The following is a 13464-nucleotide window of genomic DNA, read 5'->3' as shown; positions in this document are numbered from 1 at the left end:
ACGAAGTCGGCCACTTCGGCGGAGGCCGGCCCAAAGCTCGTCGATCTGCCTGCCAAGAATCGGTGGCTCCTGATTTCCAACTGTCAGGCCATCGGCCTCGCCAGAGCCATGCAGATGGTGAACCCGGATTTCCGGATCACGCCCATGGGCCATTGGGCGGCGGTGCGCGATCCTCAGCGCACCTGCCAGGAAGCCCTGACCGGCGGCTACTCTCGCGTGTTTGTGTCGCCCGACATCGAGCAGGCCGGAATCGACCTTTCCGGAGCGCCCAACCTCACCCGCATCCCGCGCGTGGTCTTCACCGCCTTCCATCCAGATTGCATCTATGCGCTCAGCCGCGGCAAGCCAGTCAAAGGACCGCTGGACGCCTATCATTCCATGATCGTGATGGCCGCCCACAAGGCGGGCATGGGCGTGGACGACGCTCGTCGCCTTTTCACCGGGGCGATGTTTGAGAAGATGGGCTATATGGATCAATGGGCGCCTCAACGCGACCGTCTGGTGGCCGACTACGCCGCCTATGGTCTGGACATCAGCGCGGGCGTGCGACGGTGGGGCCGAACTTCAGCCTTCATGCATACGATCGACCACCCCAAGATGATCTGCCTTCAGGACATCGCCCGCGTCATTCTTCGGTCCGTCGGCGAGGAGGATCGGGGTGGCTCGGATCTGGCGCCGCCCGACAATCTGGCGAACGGCGTCGGATTTGCGGTCTATCCAGAGATCGGCGAGGCGCTGGGGGTGCCGGGCGGCTATAGGTTCAAGAGGTTCGACGACTATCGTCACATCGGCCTGGAGCAGATGATCGCCGAGAGCTACCACGTCTATGATCAGCATCCCGATATCCAGCCGGACCCCGGTTCGCTTGCCGCCTTCCGCCGAGTCCTCGAGGCCGTTGCATGACCAATCCCTACAAGGGCCTGCCGGATCATCAGTTCTGGCGGCGCGGCGTCTCGGGAGTCGAACACCATCGCCTGGACCCGGTCGTGGCGCCCAAGTTTCGCATCGCCCCGACCGACCGGGTCGCCACGGCGGGCAGTTGTTTCGCCCAGCACATCGCCAAGCGTCTGGTTCAGGCCGGCTTCCATTATTTCATCACGGAAGACGGAACCGATCTGCCCCTCGAAGAGCGGACGCGGCGCAACTTCGGCGTCTTCTCCGCCCGCTACGGCAATCTCTATACCACGGCCCAGCTGCGCCAGCTGTTCGACGAGGCCTTCGGCCGGCGCCGCCCCCATGACCTCGCCTTTCCGCGCCCGGACGGCCGTTTCGTCGACGCCTTCCGCCCCCAGATCGAGCCGGAGGGCCACGCCACGCCCGAGGCGGTCGCCGCCGCCCGCCGCGAACATCTGGACGCCGTGCGCCGGATGTTCGTCGACTGCGACGTGTTCATCTTCACCCTGGGCCTGACGGAAGCCTGGCGCTCGACCGTGGACCAGTCGGTCTTCCCGCTCGCGCCGGGCGTGGTCGGCGGCGCCTTCGACCCGGCCGAACACGCCTTCGTCAACTTCGACCTGGCGGCGGTGGAGGGCGATCTGGAAGCCTTCCTGGCCGATCTGAAGTCGGTCAATCCCGGCGTGCGGGTGCTGCTGACGGTCTCTCCGGTGCCGCTGATCGCCACCTACGAGAAACGCCACGTCCTGGTCTCGACCACCTACAGCAAGTCCGTGCTGCGCGTCGCCGCCGAACAGGTCATGCGCCGCCACGACTGGGTCGACTATTTCCCCTCCTATGAGATCATCACCGGCAGCTACGCCGGCGGCCTGTATTACGAGGACGACTTCCGCGAGGTGAACAATCTCGGCGTCGCCCACGCCATGCGCTGCTTCCTGCGCAACTACACCGAGGGCGGCGTCCGCCAGGACGCCGACGCCCTGGCGGACGGCGTCGCCCGCACCACCGACGTGGTCTGCGACGAGGAGGCGATCGCGGCGACGGCCTAGGGGGTCAGGCGCGCCGGGCGCGCTGGGCGTCGTAGAACCGCACGTCGTCGATCAGCAGGTCAGCCAGCGTGGCCATCCGGCGCGCGTCGGCGCGAACGGCCGCCCGCTCCTCATTGCCGGCCTGCGTCACATTGTCACGCCGTTCCGGCTCCAGTTCCAAGCCCGCCAGCACATTCAGCCGCAGCATGTCTTCAGCGCGCGTTTCATGAAACCCGATGAAGTCGAAACGGCCCATGTCGTAGCCGCCGAAAAACGTGTCCGAACTTAACCGTCGAATGGGGTCCCATGTCGCGAAGGCCTCCAGCGTCGGCTGTTCGTCGAGAAAACGCCGGTGCAACGCCTGTCCTTCGTAGGGCAGGGTTCGCCAGAAAAAATAGAAGGACAGAAGCAGATCGACCGGCTCACGCAGAAAGGTGAACCGGAACGCCGGCTGGACCGCTTCGTACCGCCCTGGGCGGAAATGGCCGTGAACCAGGTCGATCCCCTCAGGCAGCCCCGGCTCCACCGCATCCCGATGCGGTCCCAACGGCCCTCGCCCATAATCGAACAGGGCGCGCGACCCGAATTGCCGTTCCAAACTGCCCCGTATCGAGGTGCCGCCTGACTTCGGCAAATGGACGGAGATGAGGGGAGATTGTTTCATGGGGCCATATGACCGCCCACCCGCCGGGGATGCAATCTCCAACAGCAAAGCCGCCCGCAGAGCAAAGGATCGGCAACTCTGAAGCTTCGCTCAACCCGCCTTATTCCGGCCCAATAATGGCGTGATCTTGAACAAGCTCTACCTTAAACTTTGCTTTATAGTCGCCTTATAGGGCTTGGGGACGCTTGCCTTCGCGAGGCTGACCCGCTTCTCCTAGGGCGCGAAAATACAACAGTTTTATGTCTGTCAGCGACCCGTGATTCTAACAATGATTTGCGGTTGACGCGATTTCCTAGGCTGCGCTACAAGCGTTTTGCCGTGGACGCAGCCATGCCACATTTGCGCGTGAACTGTGACCGACAGGCGTTCAACGTTGGCTCCGTCCACACAACCGGTTTTCCTTGGGGACCATATTCTGATGACTAAGAAGCTTCTTCTCGCCGCCGGCGCCGTTGCGGCCCTGGCCTTCGCCGGCGCCGCTAACGCTGGCACCATCTCTAAAGCCTCGACGATCTCGGGCGTCGCGCTGGACACCACGGGCACGGCTTCGGCCTTCGCGCCGTTCACTATCGCGACCGAAGTGACCGGCCCTGCCAGCGATGCGGCCGTCACGACGGGCACGACGGGCGCGTCGATCGTTAATCAGCTCGCGACGGCTGCTTCGGTGGACGCGGGCGTTGCTAACACCTATGAGGTGGTTTTCACCCCGACCGGTGGCAAGTTCATCAACTACAACTCTGTGGCTCCGTCGATCTCGGTTCAGGGCACGGGTATTTCGACCACGGGTAGTTCGACCAACGTTTCGTACACCCAGTTGGGTCTGCGTAGCGACGGCACCGTCGCCGCTCTGGTCACGGTAACGGGTGCCGCTTCGACCGGCAGCACCATTTCGAGCTTCACGCTCAACACCGGCCTGTCGGTCACCAGCGAAGCAGACTTCAAGGTTGCTGCGAGTGTGAACCTCGTCTCGAACGGCGTCCGTATCCTTGTTGACTCCACCGATGCGAAGACGATCGTGCAGTTCAAGCCGCTGCTCGCCGCTTCGCCGCTGTCGGCTACTGCCGGTGCGGCTGCCAACACCACGGCAGGGCTGCCGGACTACAAGGGCTTCAAGCCGGCCTCGGGCACGACCCTGGCGTCGTCTGCTGATCTGGCCACGAATATCGTGATCAAGCCTGCTGACACCGCCGGCTATGCTCAGGGCGCAATCTATTCCAGCTTGGGCAATACGCCTGCTGTGGCATCCGTTGGCAACATGATCACCGGCGGCACCCTGACCGTTACCGGTACTGCTGGCGCTCAACTGGACAAGCTCACTCCTTCGCTTCGTGACAGCTCCGGCTCGGTTGGCACTTTGGTCGCCGGCACGCGTTCGGATACCAAGGCTGAGTTCACGCTCGGTGACGCAACCGCGATCGAGTCCGGCGGCCTGACTCTGCGCCTTGCTCAGCCCACCGACGCAATCGCGCTGAACTCTGCATCGTACACGGTCAGCTTCGCTCCGACTGTTGCTTCGAACTACGTTGCTCCGGCTTCCGCTTTCGGCCCGATCAACGCTGGCTCGGTGTCGCTGGAAGGCACCAACTTCACGGCTCCGTGGTTTACGCTGAACAACGCGAACAACTCGGCCACGCTCCGCCTCGCCAACAACGGCACGGCTGCGACTGGACCGGTCTTCGCGACGTTGCGCGCTAACAACGGTTCGCTGGCCCCGACCACCGCCCGTATCACGCTGGCTCAAAGCCTGGCCGCCGGCCAAGTGCTGGAAGTCACCGGTGCGACGATGGCTGCTGCCTTCGGCACCAACGCTCAGAACGGCGACCTGCAGATCACCATCCAAGGCGACGGCACCGTCATCTCGGGCAAGGTCCGCGTTCGCAACGTCTCGGGCGCTACCTTCGAGCAGTCGCTGGGCACGCTCGGCACCAAGTAAGTCCAGGTTCACACCTGAACTGGGAAGGGAGGGCTTCGGCCCTCCCTTTTCTTTTGCGCGATAGGTCGTGATCGCGCGCGGAAAACCGGCTATCACGGCCGCTGACGCCGCTGTGCGTCGCCGTCTCGCCCGCCCGGGAACCGCCCTTGCCCGCCGACACCCTCGCCGAACCCGTCGCCATCCGCTTTCCCGCCCCGCCCGCGCCCCACCGGCGACTGGGCGAGGAGCTGATCGCGCGCGGCATGATCCGCGAGGCGGACCTGACCAACGCCCTGGCCCTGCAACAGCAGAACGGCGGCCTTTTGGGCCTGAACCTGGTGCGGCTGGGCGCCGTGTCCGAGGCGCAGTTGCTGGAGGTGCTGTCCGAACAGCTGGACCTGCCGATCCTGCTGCCCGAGGACGGGCCGCGTCCCGACCAGGTCGCCGGCTTCCTGGCCGAGATCCGCTCTCCCCTGAACTGGTGGGCCGAGCACGAGGCCGTCGCCTGGCGCGAGGACGGGACCGAAGCCGCGCCCGGCCGCATCCTCTGCGCCGCCGTCCAGCCGCTGCAGCCCAGCCTGAGCGAACGCATCGGCCAGGGCGCGGCCGATCCTGTCGTCTTCATGCTGGCCCAGCGCTCGCTGATCGAGGCCCTGACGCAGGACCTGCACGCCGACGCCGCGCCCCTTCTGGACGGCGCCCTGGGCGGCGGGGCCGACGCCGCGCGCCTGCGCGAACTGGCGCAGGAGGCGCCGACCATCGACTTCGTCAACGCCGTCTTCGCCGAGGCCCTGACGCGCCGCGCCTCCGACGTGCACGTCGAGCCCTATGAGGACCGCTTCCTGGTGCGTATGCGCATCGACGGCGTCCTGACCACCGCCCGCGCCGCGCCGCGCGCCAATTTCGAGGCCGTGGCCTCGCGCATCAAGCTGCTCAGCGGCATGGACATCGGCGAGCGCCGCCTGCCCCAGGACGGCCGCCAGTCGGTGCGCGTCTCGGGCCAGGAGGTCGACCTGCGCGTCTCCACCCTGCCCTGCTCCTGGGGCGAATCGATCGTGCTGCGTCTGCTGGGCAAGACCAGCCGCCTGCCCGAACTGTCCGAACTGGGCGTCGGCGCCCAGCAGGAGAAGACCCTGCTGGAGCTGTCCGAACATCCCAACGGCGTCTTCCTGATCACCGGCCCCACCGGCTCGGGCAAGACCACGACCATCTACCGCCTGCTCAGCCACCTGAACGACGGCGAACGCAAGATCATCACGGTCGAAGACCCGGTCGAACTGGATCTGCCGGGCGTGATCCAGGTGCGGGTGCGGTCCGAGATCGGCCTGACCTTCGCCGCCGGCCTGCGCTCGATCCTGCGCCAGGACCCGGACGTGATCATGGTCGGGGAAATTCGCGATCCGGAAACGGCGCGGATCGCCGTCCAGGCGGCCCTGACCGGCCACCTGGTCATCTCGACCGTCCACACCAATACGGCATTAGCCGCCGTACCCCGGCTGCTGGACCTGGGGATCGAGGACTATCTGCTGGCCGACGTGCTGCGCGGCGTAGCGGGCCAGCGGCTGGTGCGACGGCTGTGCGACTGCGCGCGCCCCTCCACACCCGAAGAGGCGGCCGAGCACGAACAGTCCATCCCCGCCCACCTGCGCACGCTCGCCGACGCCGAGCCTGCGGGCTGGCGCGAGCCGGTCGGCTGCGCCCGATGCGGCCAGTCGGGCTATCGCGGCCGCGTCGGCGCCTATGAGATCGCCCCCGCCTCGCCGGCCCTGATCCAGGCCCTGCGGGCCTCGGCCGACGAGGATCAGCTGACCGCCATAGCGCGGCAAGACGGCTTTCTCAGCTTCGGCGACGACGCCCTGCTGAAGGCCAGACGCGGCCAGACGACCTTGTCGGAGGTCCACCGCATCGTCGGCGGCGGCGACTGAAGGTGACGTCCCAAGCCTTTCAATATCAGGCTGTCGACCGCCAGGGGGCGATGTCCCGCGGCGTCGCGACCGCGCCTGACGAAGCCAGCCTGGTCCGGCGCCTTTCCGCCGAGGGCCTGACGGTCCTGAAGGTGGCGCCGGCCGCCGCCCCGCGTGGCGAGGGCCAGAACCGGCCGCTGCGATCGGGCGAACGGGTCCTTGTGCTGCGACAGTTGGGCCTGATGCTGGAGGCTGGCGTGTCTCTGCTCGAATCGCTGGAGACGGTCGCCCAGGGGATGCAGTCCCGCAAGGGCAAGGACCAGTTCCAGGCCGCCATCGCCGCCCTGCGCCGCGGCGATTCCCTGGGGCAGGCGCTTGAGGCCAACGTCCCCGGCTTTCCCGACTATCTCTACGCCATGGCGCGCGTGGGCGAGGCGTCGGGCCGAGTCGCCGAAGTGCTGAAACAGGCCGCCGAACAGATGGCCTATGAGGACCGGCTGCGGAAGGATTTCGGCAACGCCATGACCTATCCGGCCTTTCTGCTGCTGGCCGGCCTGGGTGCGGTGGCCTTCATCTTCACCCAGGTGGTGCCCCGATTCGGCGCCATGATCGGCGAGGATCGCAGCCGTGTCCCGGCTGTGTCGCGCTGGGTGCTTTCCGCCGGTGAATACGCCAACGCCCATATCGGCCTGATCGGCCTGGCCCTGGGGGCTCTGGTCGCCCTAGCCGTCGTCATTGCGACCAATCCTGCGGTCAAGGCCCGGGCCTATACACTGGCGCATGGTCTGCCGGTCGTGGGCGGCGTGATCCAGGCGCGGGAAATCGCCGCCTGGGCCCGCTTGACCGCCTTCGGCCTGACGAACGGGGTGCCGATCCTGTCCGCCGTCGCCTTGGCCCGCGCCGCCGTGCCGATCGGCCCCTTTCGCCAAGGGCTGAACCGGTTGGAAAGCGATCTGAAGGCGGGCCTGACCCTGGATGCGTCCCTGGCCGCCCACACCAAGCTCGAAGCCATGGATCTGAGCCTACTCCGCGCCGGCCAGCGGTCCGGCGCCGTGGGCGCCATGTTCGGCTTCATGGCCGACAACTATGAGAACCGGCTGCGCGACAGCATGAAGCGGATGACCTCGCTGCTGGAGCCGGCGGCGATCGGCGCCATTTCCCTGATCGTCGGCTTTGTGGCCCTCTCCTTGGTCCTGGCCCTGTCCAGCGTCTATGAGGGCGTGGTGTGATGCAGCGCGCCCGTCAGGGCTTCAGCCTGATCGAAGCCCTGGTCGCCCTGGCCATCGCCGCCATGGTGCTGACCGCCATCTTCGAACTGCAACAACAGATGGCGCGGGGCCAGCGGCGCGCCGCCGACGCTCTGGAACAGGTGGCGGCCCAGGAGAACGCCCTGGCCCTGATCCGGGACGTCAACCCCATGGAGCAGCCTGAGGGCGCCATTGAACTGCCGGGCGGGGACGTCGTTCGTTGGACGTCGACCCCCAAGACGGAGCCGCGCACCAACGCCGGCTTTCCGACCGGCGACGGCGCCTTTCAGGTGCAGCTGTTCACCCTGACCGTCCAAGTGGAGCGTCGCAACGGCCGCTCGCCGGCCCCCCTGGTCTTCGACCGAATGGGATGGCGGCGGATGACAGAGATCGCCGGTTAGGGCTTTTCGTCGGGAACAGCGGCAGGCGCGACTTCGTCGCCGCCGCCCTCGGTCGTCTTGGGCGCTAGGGCAGACGGAACGGACCGCCCTCGGCGAGGCAAGAGGGAGGGCGTCTCAGACGCGGGCAGCGGGCTCGGCAGGTCCGCTCCGATCCCGCGGAAACGCGAGCCGATCGACCACGGCGTCAGCGTATAGGACCAGCCGCGTCCGGTGCGGAAGGCTGCATTCATATTCGCCGAATATTCGTCCGCAAAATCGGCCATGTCGTCATCCCCGCGGACGATGTAGGGGGTGATCAACAGCAGAAGTTCGGTCCGCTCCCCGCTGATCGAATTGCTCTGGAGGGCAGAGCCGATGACGGGAATGTCCTTGAAGAAGGGAATGCCGGTGTTGGCCTTGGTGTAGTTGTTTCCGATCAGCCCGCCGAGAACGCCCGTCCACCCGTCCTTGATGGCGATCTGGGTCGTTAGGCTCCGATTGAGAATGGTCGGACTCGAAATACTGGTGCCGGCCGGGGGCGCTCCCGCCGAGGACAATTCTTGGCTGATGCTGATATCGACTCGGTCTCCGTAAACGACGGGCGTGATTTCGAGAATTGTTCCGGTCTGGCGATATTGGACGCTTTGCAGAACGTCCGTGCTGCCATTGGAATTGCTGTTTGAAGCGCGTTGGGAGGAGATGATCGGCACGTCCGTGCCGACCTGGAACCGGGCCGTGCCGCCGCTTCGCGTGACCAGTTGCGGCCGCTGCAGAATGCTCACACGGTTGTTGGACGCGCTGGCGACGATGCGGGCGCGGTAATCGGGCCCGATGAAGTTGAAAACCCCGGCCGCCCCCTTCAGAGTCAACCCTTCGGTTGAGCCCGTCAGAACGCCGTCACCCCGAGTTTCCGTGCCGAACAGGTTCACACCGATGTCGGTGCCGTCGGTGAGGGTGACTTCGGCGATCATCACCTCGATCACCACCTGGGGGGCGGGCGTGTCCAGGGTCGTCAGCAGTGTGCGGAGCTGTGCGTAGTCGCCGGCAGTGCCCGTGAAGATGATGCGGTTGCCGATCGGATCGGTCAGCAATCTCCCGCCCAGGAAGGTTCCTGAAGCGCCCGGCTGCGCGCCGTTGGCGCCGGTGGACGACTGAGCGCCTTGATTCGCCCCAGACGCCGACATACTGACCGCCGGCGTGCCGGGCACGCCGACCGGCGGTTCAGGCCGATTAGTCGTCGGCGCCTGGCCCATCGCCAATTGACCCAGGGACTGCGCGTCTGTGTTGCGCACATTATAAACGAAGGTGGTCGCCTTGTCGCCGAGCGCGGCAGGGCGATCCAACATGCCGATCCAGTAGTTCACCCGGTCCAACAACTCCGGATCCTTGGCGAATATCAGGATCTGATTGGCCTGGGGGAAGGACAGGATCACGATCGATCGACCCGCGAGCGCCTGACGGCTGACGATGTAGCCTTCGGTCGTGAGCGTCTGTTCAAGCGAAGTCGCCAAGGCGTCGGTGGACCAATAGATCGGCTCCACCCGCAACACGTCGGCGCCGGCGAAGCGCGGCTGGTCGATTTCGCGCAAGGCGCGCACCACCTGGGCCACATCTCGAGACGAGCCGGAGATGATCAGGCTGTTGGTGAGGGGGTCGGGCGTAACCCGGGCGCCGCCCAGATTGGGAAAGAGATCGCCCAACAGCGACTGAAGAGCGTTCACCTCTATGGTTTGGACATTGAAGAACTGCACGACACGGCCGCCCCCCGTCGGCGCGGAACGGTCGCGACGTATGTCGCTGCCGAGCGGGCTGACCTGGCTGGAACCCACCGTCACGGCGCCGCCGTCGATGTAGACATCGATGCCGTATTGCTTCAGCGCCTGCTGCGTCAGCCGGAACAAGGCGCGCTTGCTGATCGTGCCGCCCGTGCCGCCCGCGATCACATCGGTACGGGAGGCCACGTCACCGCTGAGCGAATAGGGCAGGTTCAGTACGCCGCCGAACACCGTGGCGGCGAACTGAGGGATGGACTGGGGCGCCAGGGTGGCGTCGACGGGCTCGTCAGGGACCAGGGCCGCGATTTCAGCCTCCGTGGCGGCCGGACGTTGCGTCGCCTGTTCGCCGCGTCGCGGTATGGCGAGCCGTTCCGAGGAGCCGCGCTGCCCCCCCGTCACGGCGCCGGCCGCAGGACTCTCGACTGCCTCCCCCGTCGCTTCCATCGGATCGTGCGCCCGCGTGGCGGTGTTCATGGTGGGGAAGGCGGCGCACCCCGCCAGAACGAGCGGCGTCAAGCAAGCGGCCGCTCTTAGCGAGACGCGCCAGCCTCGGGGTGTGTCGTGTCTGGACATCTTCAGCTCCTGCGCCGCCTCAGTTGTAAAGATGGACCACGCGCGTCTCGCGGCCCTTTCTCAACGTCACGGCGTCTTCTGTAATTCCGTCAATTCGCCAGTCGTCCCCGAACCGGTCACCGTGCACCATAGACCGGATTTGCGCCCCCGGCGCGGCGGGATCGCTGACCAAAGCCTTCAGCGCGCCTGTCGTCGGGTCGCGTTCGACGCCGCGCAACGCCTGTTTGAAGACCACAGCCACATCGGGCGGCGGCGGAGGCGGCGGCGGCGGAGGCGGAGGCGGCGGAGGGGGCGGCAGAGGCGGAGGCGGAGGGTCTGACCGTAACGTCCTCAAGAAGCGGACGGCCGCAGCCGCACTTTCGCCGGGCCGCAAGACGAGCGAATCCTGTCCTGAACCGCCGCGACGCACGGCCGGCGGCTCCTCGGGGCGCCCAGGGGCCTGCCATCCCAGCAGGAAGACGGCGGCGAAAAAGATCAGCACCAACAGAGGCGTCCAACGCATCAGTTCGCCCCCACAGAACGATCCGCCGCACCCGGCGGCAAGGTCACGGGGAAGGCGAGGCGAAGACGCAGCTTGCCGCTGGCGGGAACAGGCTGACCTTGGCCGACCGCCCCCGCCTGCTGCACCTGAACCGCGGCGACCGGGCTCATCTCATAATCGAAGCCGACCACCCGAAAGCCCTCCGGCCAAGCCGATACGCGATCCAAAAAGGCGAAAGTCGGAGTCCACCGCAGGTCGGCCTGGATCTCGGCGCCGAGCCACTGGGTCGTTTCGATCGTTTCCGGTTCGGGGTCCGTCGTAATTATGAAGTTCGTCATGGCCGCGTCCGTGGCGGCCTTGGCCAGCCTCTGTTCGATACGGACCTGAGCGATTGCGACGTTTGCAGCCTCGAACCCCCAGGTCTTCATATCCTCCAAGGCCGTCTCATCGGCGGCGGCAGCCTGCACCCGCCGAGCCGCGCTCGCCGCCAGTCGAGCGCTGGCGCGAGATGTCAGAGCCTCGACATATCGATCTTCCTGTCGCACCCGCCAATCCGCAGCGCTGATCGGCGCATAGATGAGCGCCGCCAAGACCATTACGGCCAGCAAGACGCGCTCCCGAGGAGTGGTGCGTTGCAGTCGGGCGAGTAATGCCCGTGTATGCGTCCGGGCAGACACCCGCAGTCCGGCAATGATGTCCTGCAATACAGCCCCGCCGCATCCTCCGCGTCCGCTCGTTCACAATCGACGCGCACGCTCGGTTCCGCTATAGCAGGCGCCGGGCTGTGGTCATAGCTTCATGCTGATAGGGACGTTGCGTTTGTCCGTTATTTTTTCGCGTCTAATTTCTGGTCGGGCCATTGGTCGGAACGCGCACCGGAAACGCGCCAGGCAGGGGTTCAGCCTGCTTGAGATCCTGGTGGTGCTGGCGATCATCGCCATGCTGGCGGCCGTGGTGGGTCCGCGCCTCTTCGCTCAACTCGACCGATCTAAAACGACGACTGCGCGGCTTCAGATTCGCTCAATCGAAGCGGCCCTGGAGACCATGCGTCTGGACATCGGCCGTTTGCCGACCCAACAAGAGGGACTGGCGTTGTTGATGCAGGCGGATCCCCAACAGGTTGCAGGCTGGTCCGGCCCCTATCTGGACAAGGCCCTGCCTTCCGACCCTTGGAACCGGCCCTACATCTATCTGCCGCCCAGCGCCGCCGCCGACGGCTCTCCGGGCGCGCCTGAGAACCGCGCGAAGGTCGTCAGCTATGGCGCAGACGGCGCAGAGGGCGGCCAAGGAGCCAATGCCGACATCTCCTCCGATCAGCGCTGATCCCGCCAGAGCCGGATTTTCACTGATCGAGATTCTGGTCGTCCTGGCGATCTTTGCGCTCAGTGCGGCGATCATCATGCCGAGCACCGCGCGCATGCTCGATCAAGCGACGTCGCATGCCGTGTTCTTCGAATTCCAGAAGCAGGTCTCCGACTATCGGCGCGAGGCCAACCGAACCGGCATGGCTGTTCGCCTTACGGACCCGGAGGCGGCGCGGTTAGAGAAGGCCCGAGGCAATGGCGAAACGCGTGAACAGGATGATGACGGGTCCGAGCGCACGGTGACGCTTCGGTCACCGTGGCGCTACACCCTGGCTCCGGCCTTGGACATTGCGGCCGGCGGCGTCTGTTCCGCCTCGACCGCCAATCTGATCAACGGCGACCGTGTTGTGATGACGCTTCGAACTTCAGGCGGAGATTGTCGGTTCAGCCGCCTGCAGTCAGCGGCGGAGCGGCCTCGCGGGTCTTCATCTCGATGACCAGCTTCTGATTCTGGGAGTCCGTTCTCGGGCGAACGTCGTAAAAATATCCTGACCCTTCGAAGTCGGCGATCAAGCTGTCGGCGATGCCGACCGCCGTATAGGGCAGGGTCACAGTCAGGGACTCGCTTTCGGCTTCGACTGCTGTCGGCGTCAGATCATAGAAGGCGACGATCCCAATCGCCGCGCCCGCGGCGCTGAGCGGGTTGGTCTGCGCCTCGATCTGGGCATAGGCGGCCAGTTTGCGGCGATCTGCATCCAGTCCCGCCACCCGAGCGGCTTGCGGCGTCGCCGCCTGAACCTGCGCTGTTTCCTTTTCGATCTCCGCCGCATCGGATGAAAGGCGGGCTCCCTGACCTACCAGGAAAAGGCTGACGCCGAGCGTCGCCAGGGCGAGGCCCCCGGCTCCCAAGCCGAGAAGCTGTTCCTGGCTGAGGTCGGATGGCGAGATCGAAAACGCAGGCGTGCTGAAGTCGATGGGCAGGGTCTGGGGCGGGGGGGGCGTCTGGGGCGCGTCCGGAGCGCCGCGCTGGAGGCGCGTGAAGGCGCCCCATGAAGCGCCGTCGAACCGTTCGCGACGCCAGGCCGAGGCGACCAGGCGACGGTCCCGCCACAGCTGCGCCTCATACCCTTCGTCCAGGCGCACGATCCTCCACCCCTGACCCGGCGGCTGCGCCAGAGTCTCAGGCCGCACCATAGGCGATCGCGCGCCGTAGCGCGCAGCCACCAGGGCGTTCACGACTTCAGAATCCCACCACCACACGCCGAAGTCCGCACCGCTCCTGACCAATGCGGAACCGCTGAC

At 66.2% G+C, this 13464-nt stretch carries 13 protein-coding genes; 8 read left to right on the top strand and 5 right to left on the bottom strand.

Annotated features, from left to right (window positions below; genetic code table 11):
• Positions 1–108: 108 nt before the first annotated feature.
• Both ACW178_RS03855 and ACW178_RS03850 read left to right on the top strand, forming a co-directional pair.
• Positions 109–903 carry a WcbI family polysaccharide biosynthesis putative acetyltransferase gene (locus ACW178_RS03855; RefSeq protein ID WP_492024883.1) on the top strand — a complete coding sequence of 265 codons (795 nt, stop codon included), beginning with the start codon at positions 109–111 and terminating at the stop codon, positions 901–903.
• The gene (locus ACW178_RS03850; RefSeq protein WP_287104941.1) at positions 900–1943 is read left to right on the top strand and encodes a GSCFA domain-containing protein; all 1044 of its coding nucleotides are present in this window, start codon (positions 900–902) and stop codon (positions 1941–1943) included. The genes ACW178_RS03855 and ACW178_RS03850 overlap by 4 nt, the downstream gene beginning before the upstream one ends.
• Positions 1944–1947: 4 nt before the next feature.
• On the opposite strand, the gene ACW178_RS03845 is transcribed toward ACW178_RS03850, so the two are convergent.
• Positions 1948–2634 (bottom strand): sulfotransferase family protein, encoded by a 687-nt coding sequence (locus ACW178_RS03845; RefSeq protein ID WP_492024882.1) that lies wholly within the window; start codon positions 2632–2634, stop codon positions 1948–1950.
• 370 nt (positions 2635–3004) lie between these two features.
• On the opposite strand from ACW178_RS03845, the gene ACW178_RS03840 reads away from it, so the two are divergent.
• The 4 genes from ACW178_RS03840 to ACW178_RS03825 all read left to right on the top strand — a co-directional run bounded on the left by ACW178_RS03840 (position 3005) and on the right by ACW178_RS03825 (position 8050).
• Complete coding sequence (locus tag ACW178_RS03840; protein ID WP_492024881.1) at positions 3005–4519, top strand: hypothetical protein; 1515 nt, start codon at positions 3005–3007, stop codon at positions 4517–4519.
• Positions 4520–4665: 146 nt separating this feature from the next.
• Positions 4666–6423: a GspE/PulE family protein gene (locus ACW178_RS03835; protein ID WP_492024880.1), complete on the top strand. Its 1758-nt coding sequence runs from the start codon at positions 4666–4668 to the stop codon at positions 6421–6423.
• 50 nt (positions 6424–6473) lie between these two features.
• The gene (locus tag ACW178_RS03830) at positions 6474–7631 is read left to right on the top strand and encodes a type II secretion system F family protein (protein WP_492024879.1); all 1158 of its coding nucleotides are present in this window, start codon (positions 6474–6476) and stop codon (positions 7629–7631) included.
• The gene (locus tag ACW178_RS03825) at positions 7631–8050 is read left to right on the top strand and encodes a PulJ/GspJ family protein (protein ID WP_287104271.1); all 420 of its coding nucleotides are present in this window, start codon (positions 7631–7633) and stop codon (positions 8048–8050) included. The genes ACW178_RS03830 and ACW178_RS03825 overlap by 1 nt, the downstream gene beginning before the upstream one ends.
• On the opposite strand, the gene ACW178_RS03820 is transcribed toward ACW178_RS03825, so the two are convergent.
• From ACW178_RS03820 to ACW178_RS03810, 3 genes are all read right to left on the bottom strand, one after another.
• Positions 8047–10320: a secretin GspD/PilQ domain-containing protein gene (locus ACW178_RS03820; RefSeq protein WP_492024878.1), complete on the bottom strand. Its 2274-nt coding sequence runs from the start codon at positions 10318–10320 to the stop codon at positions 8047–8049. The genes ACW178_RS03825 and ACW178_RS03820 overlap by 4 nt on opposite strands.
• Before the next feature lie 76 nt (positions 10321–10396).
• Positions 10397–10612: a hypothetical protein gene (locus ACW178_RS03815; RefSeq protein WP_492024877.1), complete on the bottom strand. Its 216-nt coding sequence runs from the start codon at positions 10610–10612 to the stop codon at positions 10397–10399.
• Positions 10613–10878: 266 nt separating this feature from the next.
• Complete coding sequence (locus ACW178_RS03810; RefSeq protein ID WP_492024876.1) at positions 10879–11466, bottom strand: hypothetical protein; 588 nt, start codon at positions 11464–11466, stop codon at positions 10879–10881.
• 190 nt (positions 11467–11656) lie between these two features.
• On the opposite strand from ACW178_RS03810, the gene gspG reads away from it, so the two are divergent.
• Positions 11657–12181 carry a type II secretion system major pseudopilin GspG gene (gene gspG, locus ACW178_RS03805; RefSeq protein ID WP_353781786.1) on the top strand — a complete coding sequence of 175 codons (525 nt, stop codon included), beginning with the start codon at positions 11657–11659 and terminating at the stop codon, positions 12179–12181.
• Complete coding sequence (locus ACW178_RS03800; protein ID WP_492024875.1) at positions 12153–12659, top strand: prepilin-type N-terminal cleavage/methylation domain-containing protein; 507 nt, start codon at positions 12153–12155, stop codon at positions 12657–12659. The genes gspG and ACW178_RS03800 overlap by 29 nt, the downstream gene beginning before the upstream one ends.
• Here ACW178_RS03800 and ACW178_RS03795 read toward each other — a convergent pair.
• On the bottom strand, positions 12607–13398 hold the full coding sequence (locus ACW178_RS03795; protein ID WP_492024874.1) for a hypothetical protein: 792 nt from the start codon (positions 13396–13398) through the stop codon (positions 12607–12609). The genes ACW178_RS03800 and ACW178_RS03795 overlap by 53 nt on opposite strands.
• Positions 13399–13464 lie beyond the last annotated feature (66 nt).

This window comes from Brevundimonas sp. AVps4 (assembly GCF_058681525.1).
Note: the sequence above shows the minus strand (reverse complement) of the source record. Positions and strands in the feature narration are given on the sequence as shown.